20 protein-coding genes are annotated in these 19,330 nt (G+C 69.7%); 8 read left to right on the forward strand and 12 right to left on the reverse strand.

Going from position 1 to position 19,330, the window contains the following annotated elements; all coding sequences use genetic code 11:
- Nucleotides 1-3 precede the first annotated feature (3 nt).
- From VF632_RS21915 to VF632_RS21945, 7 genes are all read left to right on the forward strand, one after another.
- Nucleotides 4-1,095: a quinone-dependent dihydroorotate dehydrogenase gene (locus VF632_RS21915; protein ID WP_349264030.1), complete on the forward strand. Its 1,092-nt coding sequence runs from the start codon at nucleotides 4-6 to the stop codon at nucleotides 1,093-1,095.
- Nucleotides 1,092-2,192, forward strand: coding sequence for a hypothetical protein (locus tag VF632_RS21920; RefSeq protein WP_331025061.1), 1,101 nt, complete (start codon nucleotides 1,092-1,094; stop codon nucleotides 2,190-2,192). The genes VF632_RS21915 and VF632_RS21920 overlap by 4 nt, the downstream gene beginning before the upstream one ends.
- Before the next feature lie 178 nt (nucleotides 2,193-2,370).
- Nucleotides 2,371-2,943 carry a putative glycolipid-binding domain-containing protein gene (locus VF632_RS21925; protein ID WP_331025062.1) on the forward strand — a complete coding sequence of 191 codons (573 nt, stop codon included), beginning with the start codon at nucleotides 2,371-2,373 and terminating at the stop codon, nucleotides 2,941-2,943.
- Nucleotides 2,940-3,113: a hypothetical protein gene (locus tag VF632_RS21930; protein WP_331025063.1), complete on the forward strand. Its 174-nt coding sequence runs from the start codon at nucleotides 2,940-2,942 to the stop codon at nucleotides 3,111-3,113. The genes VF632_RS21925 and VF632_RS21930 overlap by 4 nt, the downstream gene beginning before the upstream one ends.
- Nucleotides 3,114-3,176: 63 nt before the next feature.
- Complete coding sequence (locus VF632_RS21935) at nucleotides 3,177-3,395, forward strand: ribbon-helix-helix domain-containing protein (protein ID WP_331025064.1); 219 nt, start codon at nucleotides 3,177-3,179, stop codon at nucleotides 3,393-3,395.
- A complete protein-coding gene (locus VF632_RS21940; RefSeq protein ID WP_331025065.1) occupies nucleotides 3,392-3,799 on the forward strand; it encodes a putative toxin-antitoxin system toxin component, PIN family in 408 nt (135 codons plus the stop codon). The genes VF632_RS21935 and VF632_RS21940 overlap by 4 nt, the downstream gene beginning before the upstream one ends.
- 117 nt (nucleotides 3,800-3,916) lie before the next feature.
- Entirely contained in the window at nucleotides 3,917-4,843 is a 927-nt protein-coding gene (locus VF632_RS21945) for an aldo/keto reductase (RefSeq protein WP_331025066.1), read from the forward strand.
- A 113-nt stretch (nucleotides 4,844-4,956) separates the two neighbouring features.
- Here the strand turns inward: VF632_RS21945 and VF632_RS21950 are convergent, their stop codons facing one another.
- The 4 genes from VF632_RS21950 to hisZ form a co-directional block, all read right to left on the reverse strand.
- A complete protein-coding gene (locus tag VF632_RS21950) occupies nucleotides 4,957-5,361 on the reverse strand; it encodes a DUF6941 family protein (protein ID WP_331025067.1) in 405 nt (134 codons plus the stop codon).
- Nucleotides 5,362-5,475: 114 nt separating this feature from the next.
- Nucleotides 5,476-6,723: a histidinol dehydrogenase gene (gene hisD, locus VF632_RS21955; protein WP_414682911.1), complete on the reverse strand. Its 1,248-nt coding sequence runs from the start codon at nucleotides 6,721-6,723 to the stop codon at nucleotides 5,476-5,478.
- 133 nt (nucleotides 6,724-6,856) lie between these two features.
- Nucleotides 6,857-7,504: an ATP phosphoribosyltransferase gene (hisG, locus tag VF632_RS21960; RefSeq protein WP_331025069.1), complete on the reverse strand. Its 648-nt coding sequence runs from the start codon at nucleotides 7,502-7,504 to the stop codon at nucleotides 6,857-6,859.
- The gene (gene hisZ, locus VF632_RS21965; protein WP_331025070.1) at nucleotides 7,501-8,478 is read right to left on the reverse strand and encodes an ATP phosphoribosyltransferase regulatory subunit; all 978 of its coding nucleotides are present in this window, start codon (nucleotides 8,476-8,478) and stop codon (nucleotides 7,501-7,503) included. Before hisZ ends, hisG begins: the two co-directional genes overlap by 4 nt.
- A 159-nt stretch (nucleotides 8,479-8,637) precedes the next feature.
- Here hisZ and VF632_RS21970 point away from each other — a divergent pair, with 159 nt between their 5' ends.
- Nucleotides 8,638-8,796 carry a hypothetical protein gene (locus tag VF632_RS21970; protein ID WP_331025071.1) on the forward strand — a complete coding sequence of 53 codons (159 nt, stop codon included), beginning with the start codon at nucleotides 8,638-8,640 and terminating at the stop codon, nucleotides 8,794-8,796.
- Nucleotides 8,797-9,212: 416 nt separating this feature from the next.
- Here VF632_RS21970 and VF632_RS21975 read toward each other — a convergent pair whose 3' ends face one another.
- The 8 genes from VF632_RS21975 to VF632_RS22010 all read right to left on the reverse strand — a co-directional run bounded on the left by VF632_RS21975 (nucleotide 9,213) and on the right by VF632_RS22010 (nucleotide 18,997).
- Nucleotides 9,213-9,704 (reverse strand): hypothetical protein, encoded by a 492-nt coding sequence (locus tag VF632_RS21975; protein ID WP_331025072.1) that lies wholly within the window; start codon nucleotides 9,702-9,704, stop codon nucleotides 9,213-9,215.
- A 31-nt stretch (nucleotides 9,705-9,735) separates the two neighbouring features.
- Nucleotides 9,736-10,524, reverse strand: coding sequence for a type III pantothenate kinase (locus VF632_RS21980; protein ID WP_331025073.1), 789 nt, complete (start codon nucleotides 10,522-10,524; stop codon nucleotides 9,736-9,738).
- Nucleotides 10,525-10,581: 57 nt separating this feature from the next.
- Nucleotides 10,582-11,397, reverse strand: coding sequence for a biotin--[acetyl-CoA-carboxylase] ligase (locus VF632_RS21985; protein ID WP_331025074.1), 816 nt, complete (start codon nucleotides 11,395-11,397; stop codon nucleotides 10,582-10,584).
- Entirely contained in the window at nucleotides 11,394-12,242 is an 849-nt protein-coding gene (gene nadC / locus VF632_RS21990) for a carboxylating nicotinate-nucleotide diphosphorylase (RefSeq protein WP_331025075.1), read from the reverse strand. The genes VF632_RS21985 and nadC overlap by 4 nt, the downstream gene beginning before the upstream one ends.
- Nucleotides 12,243-13,412: an N-acetyl-alpha-D-glucosaminyl L-malate synthase BshA gene (gene bshA, locus VF632_RS21995; RefSeq protein ID WP_331025076.1), complete on the reverse strand. Its 1,170-nt coding sequence runs from the start codon at nucleotides 13,410-13,412 to the stop codon at nucleotides 12,243-12,245.
- Nucleotides 13,413-13,509: 97 nt separating this feature from the next.
- Complete coding sequence (miaA, locus tag VF632_RS22000) at nucleotides 13,510-14,448, reverse strand: tRNA (adenosine(37)-N6)-dimethylallyltransferase MiaA (RefSeq protein WP_331025077.1); 939 nt, start codon at nucleotides 14,446-14,448, stop codon at nucleotides 13,510-13,512.
- 1,474 nt (nucleotides 14,449-15,922) lie between these two features.
- Nucleotides 15,923-17,764, reverse strand: coding sequence for a DNA mismatch repair endonuclease MutL (mutL, locus tag VF632_RS22005; protein ID WP_331025078.1), 1,842 nt, complete (start codon nucleotides 17,762-17,764; stop codon nucleotides 15,923-15,925).
- A 468-nt stretch (nucleotides 17,765-18,232) separates the two neighbouring features.
- A complete protein-coding gene (locus tag VF632_RS22010) occupies nucleotides 18,233-18,997 on the reverse strand; it encodes a TatD family hydrolase (RefSeq protein ID WP_331025079.1) in 765 nt (254 codons plus the stop codon).
- Nucleotides 18,998-19,330 lie beyond the last annotated feature (333 nt).

Genomic DNA, 19,330 nt, shown 5'->3' on the forward strand with positions numbered 1-19,330 from the left:
CCGCTGTACGACGCCGTTCGTCCCCTGCTCTTTGGGCTGGCTCCCGAGCCCGCGCACTTCGCCGGCACCGCCGCGCTGAACGCCGCGCTGCTGACGGGGCCGTCGCGCGCGCTCGCGCGGTCCATGTTCCAGGTGCGCCACTCGGCTCTGGAGACGGAGCGGTTCGGCATCCGCTTTCCCAACCCCGTCGGACTGGCGGCGGGGTTCGACAAGTCCGGAGAGTCGTTCAACGCGCTGGGCGCGCTGGGGTTCGGACACGTGGAGATCGGCACCGTGACCGCGTTGCCCCAACCGGGAAACCCGCGCCCGCGCCTCTTTCGCCTTCCCGCCGACCGCGCGCTGCTCAACCGCATGGGCTTCAACAACCCGGGCGCGGACGCCGTGACGGCGCGGCTGCGGCGCACGCGCATCGAGCCGGTGCTGGGCATCAACATCGGCAAGAGCAAGGCGACCGCGCTGGAAGATGCCACCTCCGACTACCTGCGCAGCCTGGAGCTGCTCGAAGCCTTCGCCGCGTACGTCGTGGTCAACGTGAGCTCGCCCAACACGCCGGGGCTGCGGCAGCTGCAGGACGCGGCGCCCCTGCGCGAGCTCCTGCGCGCCCTTCGCATTCGCGCGGCGGAGCTCGCGAAGATCCGCGGCGGCGGCGCCCGGCCCATCCTGCTGAAGATTGCCCCCGACCTGACCGACCCGCAGGTGGAGGAGGCCGTCGGCATCGCGGCGGAGGAAGGGATGGCGGGCGTGATCGCCACGAACACCACCATCTCGCGCGATGGACTGCGCACGCGCGGGGTGGACGGGATGGGCGCGGGCGGGATCAGCGGCGCCCCGGTGCACCGGCGCGCGGTGCAGGTGGTGTCGCTGATCTGGCGGACGACGGGCGGGCGGATGCCCATCGTGGGCGTGGGCGGCGTGTTCGGCGCGGCGGACGCGTGGGAGATGATCCGCGCCGGGGCCAGCCTGGTGCAGGTGTGGACCGGGTTCATCTACCAGGGCCCCACCATCGCCAGAGACATCAACCGCGGCCTGCTGGACCGGCTTCGCAACGAGGGGCTGGATCGCATCTCACAGGCGGTGGGGATGGCGCACCCATGATTCCCACCCTGCGCACCGCGCGTTTCCTTCGCACCTACCTGCGCGACGGTGCCGGCGCGTTCCGCGAAGAAGAGATGTTCGTGGAGGTGGCCGGCGAGCGCCGCGAGGCCACGCTGTACCTGCCGGACCGCCCGCGCCCGGCCCCCGGCTGGGTGGTGCTGCACGGGCTGACGGTGCCCGGCCGCCGCCACAAGGCCATGACGCGCTTCGTCCGCTCGCTGGCGGGTTCGGGCGCGGCCGTGCTGGTGCCCGATGTGCCCGCGTGGCGCGAGCTGAGGCTGGACCTGGAGGCCGCGCGACAGACCATCGCCGCGGGGGCGCACGTGCTTGCGCACCGGCCGGAGGTGAGGCCGGGGGGCGTGGGGGCCATCGGATTCTCGTTCGGCGCCACGCAGGCCATGATGGCGTTCGCCGATCCCGACATCCGCCGCGACCTGAAGGCGGTCGTTTCCTTCGGCGGCTACGCGGACGTGCGGCGAATGGTGAATTCGCTATTTACCGGTGAGCACGAATGGGACGGGCGCACGGAGCACGTAGACCCCGACCCGTACGGCCGCTGGATCATGGCGGGCAACTACCTGACGCGCATTCCGGAGTTCGCGGGGATGCAGGCGGTGCAGCGGGGGGCGCATGCGCTGGCGATGGAAGCGGGCCGGCGCGGCGACTGGTCGTGGGACCCGGTGTACGACCCCATGAAAGCCGACATCCGGCGCACCCTCTCGCCGGCCGAGCAGAGGGTGTGGGACGTGCTGGCGCCCGCGACGGATGCCGCGCCGACGGACCCCGCCCTGGTCCGCCACATCGCGGATGCGTTCGTGACGGCGCTCCTGGAGACCGATCCGGGGCTGGACCCGCGCCCCCGCCTCGCCGACCTGCGGGGCCGCGTCGTCCTGTCGCACGGCCGCGCCGACCGGCTGATTCCGTACACCGAGACGCTGCGCCTGCAATCGCTGATGCCGCCCGCCGTCGACACGTCCGTCGCCATCACCGGGCTCTTCGCGCACTCGTCGCACGCCGGGTGGATGCACCCGATGGACCGGGTTCGGGAGGCGGGCTTGTTCATCCGCCTGCTGAACCAGGCGCTCGCGGCGGTTTAGGCCGACCGGCGGACCCAGTAACTTCGTGCCGGATGCGGCTGAGCCCGGTGCATGCCGCGGGCGCCCCCCATCCCCAACCCTTCCCCCGCAAACTGCGCGGGGGAAGGGAGCCAGCCCGGCGCGCTTCGGTGGCTGCGGTGCACAACCTACCCTGATAGCAATCCTTCCTCCACACACGATGAACATCAAGGATGATGAGTCTTCGCGCCTGATCCTCTGGCGGCGAGTGGACCAGCCCGGCCATGAGTCGGCGCGGGTGGATCGCGTGGGCGAGGGATGGTGGCTGGCGGGAACCGCAGTGTTCGCGGATGATGCCGGGCCGTGCTGCCTCAGCTATCGCGTTGCATGCGATGCCGGGTGGCGCACCCTGCGGACGCGGGTCAGCGGATGGATCGGCCAGCGGACCGTCGATGTCGAGATCGCCGTCGCGGATGGCGTGTGGCGGATGAACGGCGTGGAGGTGCCGCAGGTGGCGGGATGTGTGGACGTGGACCTGAACTTCAGCCCGTCGACCAACCTGCTGCCCATCCGCCGGCTGAACCTCGCGGTTGGCGAGCGGGCCGAGGTGCGCGCCGCATGGCTGCGCTTTCCAAGCCTCGCGCTGGAGCCGCTGCAGCAGACGTACATCCGCACCGGCGAGCACGCCTATCGCTACGAGAGCGCGGGCGGCGCGTTCGTGCGCGACCTGCAGGTGGACGAGGCCGGGTTCCCCACCCGGTACCCGGACTTCTGGGAGCGGGAGGGAGGTTGACGGACAGCCGTCGAAACCAGCTGCGCTTCGTCCTCGTCTTCGTGGCGCTCTACGGGCTGATCCTCTTCCTCATCCGCCCGGACCCCACCCGCGCTCAAACGATTTTCCGGCTCACGCTCGTCGGAGTCGGCGTGCTTGGACCGGTGTGGGTCCACACGCGGGACTGCTAGAACTTGGCGCGTGGGCTCCTTCGTTCTAGATTGTATGGCGTTGTACTACAACAAGGAGCTAGCATGGCTACGATGTTGACGGTTCGGCTGGACGACGAGCTAGAGCGCGAACTCGAGACCCTGTGCGGAAAGTCTGGGCAGTCCCGAAGCGATTTCGTCCGCGAGGCGTTGCGTCGCCAGATTCGACAGGCGGAGTTCGCGGCTCTCAGGAGTGAACTCATGCCGTACGCGGAGGCTCAGGGCTGGGTGACTGATGAGGACGTGTTCCGCGACGTCTCGTGAGGATCTTTCCGGACACGAACGTTCTCATCAGCGCGTTTAGCACGCGCGGCCTTTGTGCGGAACTCTACGAAGAGATCCTCGCGAGGCACGAACTCGTGTGCGGAGAAGTGGTGCTCGATGAACTCCGGAGGATCCTCTCTACGAAGCTCAAGGTGCCGAATGCCCAGGTAGACGAGGTCCTTCGTGCCTTGCGACGGAATCCTGTCTATCCCAAACCGACAGAGACGTCCTCCTACCAGATCCGCGATCCAGACGATGGCTGGGTCCTCGCCACCGCAATCAGCAGCAGAGCGGACATCCTGGTTACCGGCGATCGGGACCTACTCGCCGTTCGGGAAGACGTCCATGAACTACGCATCCTGCCGCCACGCGAACTCTGGGAAACTCTACGCGCGCGAAGCTGAATAACGCGTTCGTAGAGCCAGTGCACGGCGAGGCCATTCTCGCCGCTCCGGTTCCGGAAGGCGCAAACGATGCAGGCGCTGGACGCAGGCAATCAACCTCAAACGCGGGGAGCGTGGATGCAGACTCGAAAGATTGGATCGCTGGATGTTTCGGCGGTGGGGCTGGGGTGCAACAACTTCGGGATGCGCATCGACGCGGTGCAGACCGAGCGCGTGGTCGGGGCCGCGCTGGACTCGGGGATCAACTTCTTCGACACCGCGGAGGTGTACGCCAGGGGGCAGAGCGAGGAATTCCTGGGCCGGGCGCTGGGGCTGCGGCGGTCAGAGGCGATCGTCGCCACCAAGTTCGGCCACCCGGGATCAGGACCCGAGAGCGGCGGTCGGCCGGCATCCGTGCGGAAGGCGCTGGAGGGCAGCTTGCGGCGCCTGGGGACGGACTACATCGACCTGTACCAGATGCACAGGCCCGATCCCAACGTGCCCATCGCCGAAACCCTGGGCGTGCTCGACGAGCTGGTGAAGGCGGGGAAGGTGCGCGAGATCGGCAGCTCCAACTTCTCCGCCGACCAGATCCAAAAGGCGGCGGAGGTTCTTCCGGAGGGAGCCGCGCGCTTCGTGAGCGTGCAGAACGAGTACAGCCTCCTCAAGCGCCAACCCGAGTCGGGCGTGCTGGCCGAGTGCGAGCGCCGAGGCGTGGCGTTCATCCCGTACTTCCCTCTCGCGAACGGGCTGCTGACGGGCAAGTACCGCAAGGGCCAGCCGGTGCCACAGGGCACGCGGCTCGCCAGCATGCCGCCGCACAACCCCCTGCTCACGAGCGAGAACCTGGACCTCGTCGAGCGCCTGATCGCGTTCTCCGAGTCCCGCGGCCACACGCTGCTGGAGCTGGCGTTCTCATGGCTCCTGTCGCGTCCGACCGTGGCATCCGTCATCGCCGGCGCCACCCGCCCCGAGCAGGTGCACGCCAACGCCGCGGCCGCGAACTGGACCCTCAGCGACGCCGACCTGCGCGAACTCGATACGATTCTTCCCCGTCCCCTGTAACTGCATTTCACGCAGAGGTCGCAGAGGGAAAAAGCGAGGACGCAGAGGGCAGCCACGGCCCCTCTGCGTCCTCTCTGTCATCTCTGCGTCCTCTGCGTGAAACTCTTCTTTCTTCAGTGCGCGTGCGCGTCCTGGACCAGGTACAGCTGCAGCAGCCCCTGCTTCACCTCGCCGACCGTCAGCTCGAACTCGTACGTGCCGGGGCCCGGGAAGACGAGGTTGTCGATAGGGATGGCCATCTGCGTGCGCGCCGGGCGGTGGATGGCGTACTCGTCCGCCACCTCGGTCTGCGCGTTGATGGTGAGCACGGGGCTGCGCGCCGGGTCCAGCAGGTTGACGCTGAAGTCGATGGCGCCGCGCTCGTCGGGGTTCCACTCGATGGTGGTCACCAGCGTCAGCCGGTCCTGCTGCGCGGGAAAGCCCGGCGCGTACAGCTCGTGGAAAATGCCGTGCACGTCCATGCGCCCGTCGTGGCGGAGCGTGGCGTTCTCGGCGATTACGGAGTAGAGGACTTTCACGTGATCTATGGTCAGTGTTGAAGGTGCGTTAGTGCGTCAGTGCGTTAGTGCGGGAGTAAACGGCACGCGGCGAGGCGCACGGTTCCAGGCGCGGCGCCGAAGCCACTTCCGCACTCACGCACTTCCGCACTCACGCACTCTCACGGCTTCCGCGTGCCCGAACAGCCCCTCGCTCTCAGCCAGGCGGATGACGTGCGGAGCGTCGCGGCGCAGGCGCGCGGCGGAAAGGCCGATCAGGCTGGTGCGCTTCACGAAGTCGTACACGCCCAGCGGGCTGGCGAAGCGCGCCGAGCCGCCCGTCGGCAGAACGTGGTTGGGGCCCGCGAAGTAGTCGCCCATCGGTTCGGGGCTGTGGGCGCCCAGGAAGATGGCGCCCGCGTTCCGGATGCGCCCCGCCAGCACCATCGGCTCGGCCACCAGCAGCTCCAGGTGCTCCGGCGCGCGCAGGTCGGCCACGGCGGCGGCGTCCTCCAGCGTGTCCACGATGACGATGGCGCCGTTGGCTTCCAGCGCGGCGCGGGCCACGTCGCGGCGCGGGTTGCGCTCCAGCAGCCGCCCCAGCTCCGCCGGCACGCGCTCCGCCAGCGCCGCGGAGGTCGTCACCAGCCAGGCGATGGCGTCGGGATCGTGCTCCGCCTGGCCGATCAGGTCCGCCGCCACGTGCACCGCATCGGCCGTATCGTCGGCGATCACCAGGATCTCGGAGGGGCCCGCCACCATGTCGATGTTCACCACGCCGAACACCTGGCGCTTGGCCTCGGCCACCCACTTGTTCCCCGGCCCCACAATCTTGTCCACGCGGCCGATGGAATCCGTTCCGAACGCCAGCGCGCCCACCGCCTGCGCCCCGCCGATCCGCAGCACCTCGGTGACCCCCGCCACGTGCGCCGCGGCCAGCACCACGGGGGTGATCTCGCCGCCGGGCGTGGGCGACGCCATCGCGATCTCGTCCACCCCCGCGACGGCGGCGGGAATGGCGTTCATCAGCACGGAGGATGGATACGCCGCGCGCCCGCCGGGAACGTAGATTCCCACGCGCCGCAGCGGGGCCACGCGCTGGCCCAGGATGCTGCCGTCGGGCTCGATCTCCAGGAACCCGTGCTCGCGCTGCTTCTCGTGGAAGCGGCGGATGTTCTCGGCGGCGGCGCGCAGCGAGTTCAGCAGGTCGGGGTCGATGGAGCGCGCGGCCTCCTCCAGCTGGTCTACGCCGATACGGAGCCCCGGCGCGTCCGGCGCCTGGAAGCCGTCGAAGCGCGCCGTGTACTCCAGCAGCGCCTCGTCGCCGCGCGCCCGAACGTCGCGCAGGATGCCGGCGACCGCATCGCGCAGCCCGGGATCGTCCGTAGACGCGGCGGCCGCCATCTGCCGAAGCTCGGCGAACGGCGGCGCGACGCGGAGAGTGCGAATCTTCAACAAGGTGCGTGAGTGCGTGAGTGCGTTAGTGCGGAAGTGAAACGGCGGGCGCGAGCACTGAGGCACTCACGCACTTCCGCACTCACGCACTCTCCAAGGCGCCCGCCAGCCCGGCGATCAGGCGCTGGTGATCTTCCAGCCGAAGCTTGTGGCTGGCGCGGTTCACGATCAGCCGCGCCGTGGAGCGGGCGATCGGCTCCACCACCACGAGCCCGTTCTCCTGCAGGGTGCGGCCGGTCTGCACCAGGTCCACGATCCAGTGCGCCAGCCCCAGCAGCGGCGCCAGCTCCACGGAGCCGGAGATGCGGATCAGCTCCACCTGCATCCCCTTGGTGGCGAAGAACCTGCGCGCGCTCTCCACGTACTTGGTGGCCACGCGCGGCATCGTCTCGCCCGGCAGGTACGGATACGGCGCGCCCTCCGGCGCCGCGACGGCCAGCATGCATCCGCCGAACCCCAGGTCCAGCGGCCGCAGCACGTCGGGCTCGCCCTCGTCCAGCACGTCCTGCCCCACGATTCCCGCGTCGGCCACACCCGTCTCCACGTAGACCGGGACGTCGCCGCTCTTCACGGGAAGGAACTCGAAGCGTCCATCCGCCGAGGGCAGGATCAGCCGGCGCGAGTCGCGGGCAGCCGGGTCGATGATGGCGCCGATGCGCTCGAAGACCAGGAGCGCCTCGTCCATCATCCGCCCCTTCGGCAGGGCGATGCGCAACGGGCGCGCGCTCACGGGGCCTCCGGAAGCAGCTCGGCCAGCGCGTCGGTCTCCATCGCGAAGCCCACCGCAGGCCGGTCGGAGCCGTAGCGCGCCAGCAGGTCGTCGTACCGCCCGCCGAAGGCCAGCGCGCGCCCGGCGCCCGCCACGAACACCTCGAACTGCATCCCCGTGTAGTATCCCAGCCCGCGGATCTCGCCCAAGTCGTACACCACGTGCGCCCGTTCGTCCTCCGTCAGCATGCCGTCGATGGCCCGCAGCCGCTCGATGGCCGTCTCTGCTTCGGGGCCGGAGGCCAGCGACCGCGCCCGCAGCAGCACGTCTCCGCGACCGATCAATTCCGGCAGCTCCACCAATGCCCGGGCGACCGCGGCGGGTGCGCCGTAGCGGCGGGCGCCGTCGGCCAGGGCCGCGCGGTCCTTGCGGTCGATGGCCGTGCGCAGCGACTCGGCCTCGTCCGCGCTCAGTCCCGCCATCAGCGGCGTGACGAAGCGGATGTCGCCCAGGTTGATCTGGAACTCGCTCACCCCCAGCTGGCGCAGCTGCCCGATCACCAGCCGCAGCACCTCGACGTCCGCATCCGGCCCCGCGCTGCCGATCAGCTCGGCGCCCAGTTGAAAGGTCTCGCGCGCGTGCCCCCCGCCCTCCGGCCGCTGGCGATACACCTTGCCGGCGTACGACAGCCGCAGCGGCGTTTCCGCATCGCGAAGCCGCGTGGAGGCCATCCGCGCCAGCGCCGAGGTGAAGTCGGCGCGGAGGGCGACGAGCCGCCCGTCGCGGTCCACGAAGCGGATGAGTTCGCTGGCCAGCTTGGTGCCGGCCGCGGTGAACACCTCCTCGTACTCGAAGGTCGGCGGGATCACCTCGTGGTACCCCGCCGCCTCGGCGAGCTCAAACCACACGCGCTGGACGTGCCTCCGGCGGCGCACGTCGGCGGCCAGGAGGTCCTGCGATCCGGGGGGAACCTGGGCTAGTCGGGTATTGGGCATAGCCGGGAAAGATAGCCCCGCGCTCGCGGACCGTGCAATCCCGCCCTGCTCAAACCCTGTACGCGGCAAACACATCCCGGCCTGGCACGGTAGCTGCTACTGGCTGTGGCAGTTTAGCGCAGTACCGGTTGGTCCACATCCGACATACCCGAGGAAACGATGGACATTCTGCTGATCGTCGGTATCGTGCTGCTGCTGGTTGCGCTGTTGGGAGTGGGCGGCGTCATCGGCGCCCTGGGCAACATCGCCTACATCCTGCTGATCCTGGCCATCATCATCATCGCCTGGCGCGTCATCACCGGCCGTCGCCCGGTCTGACCCAGGGAGGGCAGGAAAAGCGAAGCGGCGGGCCTCACACGAGGCCCGCCGCTTCGCTATTTGGGCCCAGCACACAGCCTGTCATCCTGAGGCCCAGGCGCACCGGACCAGCCCGTATGCCATCCCACGCGGGCCGAAGGATCTAACCTGGGGCACGTAACAACTTGGGCGCGGCAGCGGTCACGGACCCGTGGGGTGCCCCTCCCCCGCCCCTCCCCGCACAAACTGCGTGCGGAGAGGGGAGAACTTCGGTCGGGGTTCGACTGGACTCGGTGCATGCCGCGGGGCCCCCCATCCCCAACCCTTCCCCCGCAAACTGCGCGGGGGAAGGGCGCTAGTATCGTGCGTGTCCGCCGGTGCCTCACTGCCGTCAATCCGCTCCGCCGCCGCCGGCTCAGCGTGGCGTCGTGCGCTCGTTAGAGATCGAAGTCCGTGCGGCGCTGCCAGAAATACGCGACCCAGTAGATCCTTATGCACAGCCACACGGCGTTCCCCGCGAAGTCGTCGAACCCACGCTGGACATCCAGCACGTCCTCTACGGTGGTGAGAGCGAACAGGAACATGGCTCCGTACCAGGCCCATTTCCGAAAGTGCTTTACCCCTTTAGCCAGCAGCCACTGCGAAACAGCCAGCACCGTCAATGTGACCACCGCGCCGGCGCCGAGCGCTGGCGTCAGATCGCTGCCGACCATCACTGAGGGAACCCACGGCACGGCGACCGCAAGACAGCCGACCACAACGGCCAGGATCTGCTGCATCCGGACGTACAGGCGTCCCCGCAAGCCATGCTCGCGAACGGGACGTGCCGTTTCGCCGAGCTGAAAGTTGAGCGGCGGCCCCAAGGCCAATGTCCGGCGTTCATCCACCGGACGTTTTGCTTCGGCTTCCGCTGTGCTGGTCGTGATCATGAACGGCGCTCTCGATGGAAATCGCGGTTGCCTATCGTCCGCCGACGTCCGCCCCCGCCAGGTGCTCGCGGGCGAACTCCAGCCCGTAGAGCGTCAGGTACGGCTCGATCTTCTGCACCGTACGGCAGTGCGGCCCGATCAGTTCCGCCAGGCCGCCCGTCGCGACGACGAGTAGCTCGTCGCTTCCCCATTCCTCGCGGATGCGGTGCACGGTTCCGTCGATGGCGTCGACGGCGCCGTAGAACACGCCGCTCTGGATGCACGTCTCCGTGCGCCGGCCGATCACCCGCTGCGGGGGAACGAGGTCCACGCGCGGCAGCTTGGCGGTGCGCTCCGTCAGGCTCGCGGACGAGGTCTTTACGCCGGGCGAGATCACCCCGCCGATGAACACGCCGTCGCGGGTGATGCAGTCGAACGTGGTCGCCGTGCCCAGGTCCACGACCACGGTATCGGTCGCGTACATCCGCAGCGCTGCAAGCGTGTTGACAATGCGGTCGGCGCCCACCGTCATCGGCTCATCGACGTCCAGCGTGATGGGCAGCGGGGTGCGCGCATCCACGGCTACGGCGGCAACGTTCAGGTAGCGCTCGCACGCGCCCCGCAGAACGACGGTCATCGCGGGGACCACGGAGCCGATCGTCGCCGCGCGCACGGAGTTGTGTCCCACGCCGCACGCGGTGAGCAACTGGACGAGGATCATCCCGTACTCGTCGGCGGTGCGGCGGCTGTCGGTGCTTACGCGCCAGTGGCCGCGCAACTCCGTGTCCTGGAACCAGCCGATGACGGTTTCCGTGTTGCCGACGTCGAATACGAGATCCATTGGGGGGAAGTGCGAGAGTGCGAAAGTGCGAAAGTGCGAGAGTCGGCCTGGCGCGGCTCACGGGGTGGCGTCGGCCGGGGCCAGGCGGACCGTGCCGGAGGTGATGGTGCGCAGCACGCCGTCCGTGTCGCGCACCAGCAGGGCGCCGCTCGGGGAGATGCCCAGCGCGATTCCCGACATCGGTTGCGCGCCGGTCACGCGGACGTGGCGGCCCTGCAGCGCGTCGCGGCGGCCCAAGGCGTCGAGCAGCCCGCCCCGTAGCTGCGCCGGCGGGCGGGCCAGGGCGCGCATCACCGCGAACGCTACGGCACCCGCCACCTCCGGGCGCGATGGCTGCCATCCCGCGGCGATGCGCAGTGACGTGGCGGTCTCGCGTACCTCTGCGGGAAAGTCGTCGGGCGCGTGCGACACGTTCAGCCCCATGCCAACGATCACCGCGCCCGGGCCGTCGCCTTCCCACGCGCCCTCGCAGAGGATGCCGGCGAACTTGCGGCCGGCGAGCTGAAGGTCGTTGGGCCACTTGATCTGCGCTGTCGCGGGCTGCACGTACGCGTCGACCGCCTTCGCGGCCGCCAGACCCACCAGGATGGGGAGCAGGCCGGGCGCCGGCAGCTCCGCGGGACGCGCCACCATCGACATCCAGATCCCCAGTCCCGGCGGCGACAACCACGCGCGGCCGCTTCTGCCCCGCCCCGCCGTCTGCTCTTCCGCGAGCACCAGCGTCCCATGCGGCGCGCCAGAATCCGCCAGCGCGCGAGCGGCGTCGTTCGTGGACGTAATGCTCTCGAACAGGTGGACCGCAGGGAGCGACCAGCGGGCGGCCAGCTCCGCGGCCGACCGTCCCTCCCAGCGCTCGGCCGGGCGGTCGGTCACAACGCGGTGAGCCGCAGCGACAGGTCCAGCGACGGCGCGGAGTGCGTCAGCGCGCCGATGGAAATGTAGTCCACCCCCGTTTCGGCGTAGGCGCGGATGGTTTCCAGCGTGATGCCGCCGGACGCCTCCGTCTCCGGCCCGCCCTCGCCGTGGGCGCGGACGATCTCCACTGCCTCGCGCATCATCTCCGGCGTCATGTTGTCGAACATGATGCGGTCCGCGCCCGCCGCCAGCGCCTCGCGCACCTCGTCCAGCGTGCCCGTCTCCACCTCCACCGCCAGCCCCAGGTCGTTCTGGCTGCGGACCGCCTCCACCGCCGCGGTGATGCCGCCCGCCGCCGCGATGTGGTTGTCCTTGATCATCACCATGTCGTGCAGGCCGAAACGGTGGTTGGTGCCGCCGCCCGCGGCCACCGCCGCCTTTTCCAGCCAGCGCATCCCCGGAGTGGTCTTGCGCGTGTCGATCACCCGCGCGCCCGTGCCCTCCACCGCGCGCACGTACTGGCGGGTGACGGTGGCGATGCCCGAGAGGCGCTGGAGGAAGTTGAGCGCCGTCCGCTCGGCCGTGAGGATGGACCGGGCGGAGCCGCGGATGGTCATCGTCACGTCGCCGGGCTCGATCGCCGTGCCCTCGGCGAAGGCGGCCTCGATCTCCAGGTGCGGGTCCACGCGCCGGAAGGTTTCCGTGGCCGCGTAGCATCCGCCGAACACGCCCGACGCCTTGGCGACGACGACGGCCTCGGCCTGGCGGTCTTCGGGAACGGTCCACAGGGTGGTGAAGTCGCCCGGGCCCACGTCCTCGGCCAGGGCGGCGTCGATCAGCAGAAGGGCGTCGCGTCGAAGCATTCAGTCGTCTCCCGTGGCGGCTAGTTCCGGCTCGGCGGCCGGCGATCCGGCGATCACACGCTCGTAATATCTCTCATATTGGGGCACGATCACGTCCGCCGCGAATCGCTCGGCAGCGATGCGCTTGGCGGCGATGCTGGTGCGCACCCACGTGGCATGGTCCGAGAGCAGGCCCACGGCCGCGTCGGCCATCCCCTCCACGTCCCCGATCTCGCCCAGGCACCCGGTCACCTGGTCTTCCACCACTTCGGGAACGCCGCCGGCCCGGCTGGCGACCACGGGCACGCCGCTGGCCATCGCCTCCAGCGCCACCAGGCCGAACGACTCCGATTCCGACGGCAGCAGCAGCAGGTCGGCGCAGGCCATTAGCTCGGCCACGGAGTCCTGCTTGCCCAGGAAGCGGACGCGGTTCTTGATGCCGAGCGCCTCGGCCTCGTCCATGGCCATCGGGCGGTCCGGCCCGTCGCCGACGAGCACGAGGCGCGACGGCACCTTCCGGTTCAGCCGCTCGAAGATCCGTACCACGTCGCGCACCCGCTTCACCGGGCGGAAGTTGGAGACGTGAAGCACCAGCATCTCCCCCGGCCGGGCGAGCGTGTCCTTGTGGCAGGGGTGCGACGCGCGGTCGTACAGCTTGGGATCGATGAAGTTGTAGATGACCTCGATGTCGTCTCCCGGCACGGCGAAGTGCTTGACCGTCTCGTCCTTGAGATAGTTGGAAACGGCGGTGATGCCGTCGGACTTCTGGATGGAGAAGCGAGTGATGTCGAACCAGGAGCGCTCCTGCCCCACCAGCGTGATGTCGGTGCCGTGCAGCGTGGTGACGATCTTCAGCGGATGGTCGTGCCCCAGCATCTCCTTGGCGATCCACGCCGAGGTGGCGTGCGGGATGGCGTAGTGCACGTGAAGCAGGTCCAGGTCGTTGCGCACGACGGTGTCGTGCATGGCCGCGGCCAGGGCGAGCGAATAGTTGTGGTGCTCGAATAGCGGGTAGCGCGCCGTCTCTACCTCGTGAAAGTAGACGCGCTCCACGAAGTGCGGCAGGCGAAACGGCTGCGCGTACGAGATGAAGTGGATCTCGTGGCCGCGCTGCGCCAGCTCGATCCCCAGTTCCGTCGCGACGGCGCCGGAGCCGCCGTACGTGGGATAGCAGGTGATGCCGATCTTCATGACTCGCTTCGCGAGAGGAACTCAAGAGTACCAGGTACCAAGTGCCGAGTACCAAGGACGAGGACCAGGTCAGGGCGTCCCCACCTGGCACTTGGTACTAGGTACTGCCGCGCGCGTTCCACACCGCGAGTATCTCCTCGACCAGCTCCGCGCGCGGCTGCGTGGCGTCCAGCCAGACGGCGCCCTCGGGGAGCTTGGTGCGGAACCAGGTCATCTGGCGCTTGGTGTACGCCTTGGTGTTCGCGCCCACCAGGGCCAGCGCCTCGTCCAGCGTGCGCTCGCCACGGAAATACGGGACCAGCTCGGCGTAGCCGTGGGCGTTCAGCCCCGGCGCGTTCTCGCCGTAGCGCTCGATCAGCGCGCGCACCTCGTCCAGCAGCCCCGCCTCCACCATCTGGCCGATGCGCCGGTCGATCCCCGCATGAAGCCGTTCGCGCGGCACCTGCAGCACGAACGGCAGCACGGGAACGGGCGCCTCGTCCGGCGGCGAGTGCTCGTGCCACCACGACAGCGATCGTCCCGTGAGCAGCGGCACCTCCAGCGCGCGCATCAGCCGCTGGCGCCCGCCCCAGTGCCGCAGGCGCTCGGCGGACGCGGGATCGTGCGGCTCCAGCCAGCGCAGCAGCTCGGCGTCGCTCATCCGCTCCATCAGCGTGGTGATACGGGCGCGGGCGGCCGGGTCCAGCGCCGGCTCCTGAAAGATGGGATGCGTGAGGGCGCGCAGAAAGAACCCGGTGCCGCCCACGAGCATGGGCACGCGCCCGCGGCCGCGGATCTCCTGGATTTTCTCGCGCGCATACGCGGCCCACTTGGCCGCGCTGAACCGCTCCGCCGGGCTGGCGATGTCGATGCCCCAGTGCGGAATGCCGCCCCGCTCCTCCACTGTGGGCTTCGCCGTGCCGATATCCATCCCCTGGAACACGGCCCGCGAGTCCATGGAAATGATCTCCGCATCCAGCCGCCGCGCGACGTCGATGGAGAGCGCGGTCTTCCCGGACGACGTCGGGCCGACGATGGCAAGGGCATCGGCGCTCATCCGGGGATGCCCCTCCCCCGGCCACTCCCCGCACAAACTACGTGCGGAGAGGGGAGCACACCGGCGCGTGGAGACCACTCGTTGTCATTCAGAGGCCCGAGCGCACCGCACCGGCCCGCAGGGTTCACACGGGCGCGGAGGGCACCCGGGACGTTGTCATCCAGAGGCCCGAGCGCACCGAACCGGCCCGCAGTGCAGACCATGCGGGCCGCGGGATCTAGCTGAGGGCGCTTCTCAACCCGGGCGCGGCAGCGGCACGGAAGCCGAGGCCTCGTCCTCTGCTGAGGAGTGAGCCTCAATCTGTGCTGGGGAGTGGGCCGCGGCCCGTGGTGGGGGGTGTTCCTCAGGCCTGCTGGGGCGAATGAATTCGCGGCAACAACGGCCCGAAGTCCGCCTTCGCGGACTGAGTCGCACCGGCCGCGCTGATACGCGTCCCAATCCAGTCGAATGTGCCGGGCCAGCCGAGCGCACTCGAATTCTCCCCTCTCCCGCTTGCGGGAGAGGGGCCGGGGGAGAGGGCAGCCGGGGACTGCGCCGGCCTCTCCGAACCGCACCACACCTCGCCAAGGCCACCCGCCCGAGCGCCGGGCTGTCGTGACGCGCCGGACTGGCTCCCTTCCCCCGCGCAGTTTGCGGGGGAAGGGCCGGGGATGGGGGGCACCGCGGGATGCGCCCGGGCCAGGGTTCGCGCGCTCGACGGTTCCCGGTGCTGCATTGGCCCAGAGGAACGAGCGGGTGTGGAGGACCCGCCGGAGGTTGTCATCCAGAGGCCCGAGCGCACCGAATCGGCCCGCAGTACATACCACGCGGGCCGTGGGATCTAGCCGAGGGTGCCTCTCAACCTGGGCGCGGCAGCGGCACGGAAGCCGAGGCCTCGGACCGTGCTGGGGGGTGTGCCGAGGCCCGTGGTAAAGGGTGTGCCGCTGCCCCGCTGGGGCGAATGAATTCGCGGCAACAACGGCCCGAAGTCCGCCTTCGCGGACTGAGTCGCACCGGCCGCGCGGATACGCGTCCCCCTCCAGTCGAGTGCGCCGGTCCGGCCGAGAGCACTCGAATTCTCCCCTCTCCCGCTTGCGGGAGAGGGGCCGGGGGAGAGGGCAGCCGGGGACTGCGCCGGCCTCTCCGAACCACACCACACCTCGCCAGGGCAACCCGCCCGAGCGCCGAGCTATCGTGACGCGCCGGACTAGCTCCCTTCCCCCGCGCAGTTTGCGGGGGAAGGGCTGGGGATGGGGGGCGCCGAGGATCGCACCGGGGCCAGGGCTCGCGCCCCGACGAGCCGAGGCCCACGCATCCGTGGCGCTGTCGCGTCCAGGCTTGGAAGTGTCGCAGGCTAGATCCTTCGGCCCGCGTAGCTCGTCGGACGGGAGAGTGCGGCGCGCCTGGGCCTCAGAATGACAACTCGTGCGTGTCGGCGTGTGCCCTTCACTCCCGCACTCACGCACTGACGCACTCACGCACTTCCCGCCCGCGTTCATCCGCTGCGCCCGAACCGCCGGTGCAGCTCGGCCAGGGAGAGCTGGATCACCGTGGGCCGGCCGTGGATGTCGTGGTAGGGCAGCTCGGTCGCGAACAGGCGGTCGAAGAGCTCCGTCATCTCCTGCGCACTCAGCTTCTGCCCCGCCTTGATCGCCCCCTTGCACGCCATCGACAGCGCGATCCGCTGGTGCTGCGTCCGCGCGCTGTCCACCAGGGGCGACCCATCCGAAAGCTCCGCGATCATCTCGCGCAGGCACCGCTCAGCATCGAAGTACGGATGCGGGTTGGGCACCGCGTGCACGATGATCGACCGCCCGCCGAACGGCTCCACCTCGAACCCCGCGCGCTCCAGCACACCGTGGATCTGCTCCACCAGCGCGTACTCGGCGGGAGACAGGCGCAGGGTGATCGGAAACAGCAGGCGCTGGCTCTCCGCCCCCCCGTTATCGAACTGCCCCACGATCTGCTCGTACAGCACCCGCTCGTGCGCCGAGTGCTGGTCCACCATCACGATGCCGCTACGCGTCTCCGCCAGGATGTACGTGTTGTGGATCTGCCACATGGCCGGCGCCGCGCCCGCGAACAGGTCCGCGGGCAGAGCGCGCTCCGGGCCGGCGTCCTTCGAGGCGGGATCCGAGCCGCCGCCGGTGACGAACAGCGTCATCTGCGGCTCGGCACGGGGCTCGGCGGGCGCCGCGGCCTCGGGGAGCGAGGGGGCCGCGGGAACGTGCGGGGACGGCTCGGAACCGTAGCCGTGCGACGGCACCTCGCGCGCCGTCATCACGCCGTAGCCGGCGGGAACGATAGGGTACGCCGCTGGCTGCCGCAGGCCGATGCTGGGCGTGCTTTCCAGGCCGGCGAGGGCCGCGCGGACGCCGTCCTCGATCAGCCGCTCGATGCCGATCTTGTCGCGGAAACGCACCTCGGCCTTGGCGGGGTGCACGTTGACGTCTACCTCACCGTCCGGCACCTCCAGGAACAGGAACAGGTGGGGATGCACGCCGGGCGAGATCGTCGTTTTGTACGCCCGGTCGGCCGCGCGCACCAGGTTGCGGTCGCCGAACGGGCGCCCGTTGACGAACAGGTACGTCCGCCGCCCTCCGGACCGCGCCGCGTTGGGACGCTGGATCATCCCCGAAAGGGCGCCCGCGCTCAGCCGGTGGGTGATGGGAAGAAGCTCGGCCGCCGCCTCGTTCCCCCACAGCGCCGCGATCCGCTCGCCGACGCCGGTGGCGATGGGGAGCGTCAGCAGGTCCTTGGGGCCGGAATCGAAGGTGAAGCCGATGCCCGGCGTCGCCAGCGCGGCCGTGGTGACGACCTCGCCTATGGCGCGGTTTTCGGCGGCCGTGGAGCGCAGGAACTTGGCGCGCGCGGGGACGTTGAAGAACAGGCTGCGCACCGACACCGTCGTTCCCACGCGCCGCGCGCAGTCTTCCACGGCGGCCATCTGCCCGCCCGTGACGACGACCCGCGTGCCGTGCCCCTCGCGCTCCGCCGTTTCCAGCACCATGCGGCTGACGGAGGCGATGGAGGGAAGCGCCTCGCCGCGGAAGCCCAAGGTGCGAATGGCCGCCAGGTCGTGCTCCGAGCGGATCTTGCTCGTGGCGTGGCGGTCCATGGCCAGCAACGCGTCCTCGCGGCCCATCCCGTGCCCGTCGTCAGCCACGCGGATTTCGGTCTTGCCGCCGTTGCGCACGGTGACGTCCACCCGCGATGCACCCGCATCCAGGGCGTTCTCCAGGAGCTCCTTGACCACCGATGCCGGTCGCTCGACGACTTCGCCGGCCGCGATCTGGTTGGCGAGCTTTTCGGGAAGAACCTGGATCCTGCGGGGCATGCTGGGTCGTGTTGGCGCGGGCGTGCTTTCGGCTGAACTTCGGGTGGTAGTCTACCGCGCCAGACGGGCCGGAGTCAACCGTTGACACACGTGCGGGAAGCGGTCAGGACGGTGGGGGCGGATCAGGAAGAATCGGGTCGCGTTTGGCAGGTGCGCGGCCCCGGATGTCATCCCGACGGAGCGGCCACACCGCCCCAGCCCCCACGACGCAGCCCGCAGCGACCGAGGGATCCGCCACACACTCCGGTGGGGCGCGACGACGGCGGACTGAGGCGCTCCGCTGTTCCAAGCGCGCGGCGCGCGAACGACAGCCAGCCATGATGCGCCTGCAACTCCGGAGCGGGGTCGCCGGCTGTGTGGCGGATCCCTCAGTCGCTACCGTCCGTGGTGTGCGGGCAAGTTCTGCGTGGCCGCTTCTTCGGGATGACAGGTTGGTTTCGGCAGGTGCGGCGCGCGTGCGGGTGGGGCCTATTGCAGGCCGTAAAACCGGCGCGCGTTCTCCACCGTTCGAGCGGCGAACTCGGCGGGGTCTTCGCCGCGGAGTTCGGCGCAGCGGGCCGCCGTGTGGGGAACGAACGCGGGCTGGTTCTGCTTTCCCCGATGCGGGACGGGCGCCAGGTACGGCGTATCCGTCTCCACGAGGATGCGATCCGAGGGCACCATGCGGACGAAGTCGGCGCCTTCGTACTTCTTGAAGGTTACCATCCCCGAAAACGACGCGTACCAGCCCATCGCCAAGGCCTCCTCCAGCAGTGCGCGTCCGCTGGAAAAGGAGTGGAGCACGCCCACGGTCCCCTGCCCCGCCTCACGCAGCAAGGCGCGCATGTCGTCGTCCGCCTCGCGCGAGTGCACGATGGTCGGCTTTCCCGTTTCGCGCGACAGCTCCAGGTGCCGCGTGAACGAGGCCCGCTGCACGTCGCGCGGCGAAAAGTCGTAGTGGTAGTCCAGCCCCGTCTCGCCGACCGCCACCACGCGAGCGTCGTCCAGCAGCAGCCGGATGTGCCGGATCACTTCCTCGTCGTACTCCGCGGCCCGGTGCGGATGGATGCCGGCCGTGGCGTACACCCCCGGGAACCGCGCCGCCAGCTGGATGCACGTCCGCGCATCGTCGGCCCCCGTCGCGACGCTCACGATCGTAGTCACCCCCGCCTCACGTGCCCGGGCGACGACGCCCTCGACATCGGGAAAGACCTTGTCGTCTGCGAGGTGCGCGTGTGAATCCGTGAACTGCATCGGGGAGTGCGTGAGTACGAATATCGAAGTGGGAAAATCAGGGCGCGCCACACACTCCAGCTTACACGAATCAAGCCAGTCCACGAAGGTGGACTTCGTGTGTTTGTTGCAGCGACTTCAGTCGCCCGACCGCGGCCGAGGCCTCGGTCTCCGTGACCGCTGCCGCGCCCAAGCTTGTACATGTCCGCCGCTAGATCCTTCGGCCCGCGAGGTTCGGCGTGCGGGCGAGTACGGCACGCTTGGGTCAGGATGACAACTGCGGTGGTGCGCGAACGAGTTGGATGCGCCACCAAGCCCTGAAGTGTCCCCCCTCTCTCACGCTGTTTGTGGGAG

It is taken from the genome of Longimicrobium sp. (assembly GCF_036388275.1).
Lineage (GTDB): Bacteria > Gemmatimonadota > Gemmatimonadetes > Longimicrobiales > Longimicrobiaceae > Longimicrobium.

What these genes read in the sequence shown, in the direction of transcription:
- VF632_RS21920 (WP_331025061.1), top strand. Translation starts at nt 1,092, where the DNA reads ATGATTCCCACCCTGCGCACCGCGCGTTTCCTTCGCACCTACCTGCGC.
- VF632_RS21925 (WP_331025062.1), top strand. Translation starts at nt 2,371, where the DNA reads ATGAACATCAAGGATGATGAGTCTTCGCGCCTGATCCTCTGGCGGCGA.
- VF632_RS21935 (WP_331025064.1), top strand. Translation starts at nt 3,177, where the DNA reads ATGGCTACGATGTTGACGGTTCGGCTGGACGACGAGCTAGAGCGCGAA.
- VF632_RS21945 (WP_331025066.1), top strand. Translation starts at nt 3,917, where the DNA reads ATGCAGACTCGAAAGATTGGATCGCTGGATGTTTCGGCGGTGGGGCTG.
- hisD (WP_414682911.1), bottom strand. Translation starts at nt 6,723, where the DNA reads ATGGCGGCCGCCGCGTCTACGGACGATCCCGGGCTGCGCGATGCGGTC.
- hisZ (WP_331025070.1), bottom strand. Translation starts at nt 8,478, where the DNA reads ATGCCCAATACCCGACTAGCCCAGGTTCCCCCCGGATCGCAGGACCTC.
- VF632_RS21970 (WP_331025071.1), top strand. Translation starts at nt 8,638, where the DNA reads ATGGACATTCTGCTGATCGTCGGTATCGTGCTGCTGCTGGTTGCGCTG.
- VF632_RS21975 (WP_331025072.1), bottom strand. Translation starts at nt 9,704, where the DNA reads ATGATCACGACCAGCACAGCGGAAGCCGAAGCAAAACGTCCGGTGGAT.
- VF632_RS21980 (WP_331025073.1), bottom strand. Translation starts at nt 10,524, where the DNA reads ATGGATCTCGTATTCGACGTCGGCAACACGGAAACCGTCATCGGCTGG.
- nadC (WP_331025075.1), bottom strand. Translation starts at nt 12,242, where the DNA reads ATGCTTCGACGCGACGCCCTTCTGCTGATCGACGCCGCCCTGGCCGAG.
- bshA (WP_331025076.1), bottom strand. Translation starts at nt 13,412, where the DNA reads ATGAAGATCGGCATCACCTGCTATCCCACGTACGGCGGCTCCGGCGCC.
- miaA (WP_331025077.1), bottom strand. Translation starts at nt 14,448, where the DNA reads ATGAGCGCCGATGCCCTTGCCATCGTCGGCCCGACGTCGTCCGGGAAG.
- mutL (WP_331025078.1), bottom strand. Translation starts at nt 17,764, where the DNA reads ATGCCCCGCAGGATCCAGGTTCTTCCCGAAAAGCTCGCCAACCAGATC.
- VF632_RS22010 (WP_331025079.1), bottom strand. Translation starts at nt 18,997, where the DNA reads ATGCAGTTCACGGATTCACACGCGCACCTCGCAGACGACAAGGTCTTT.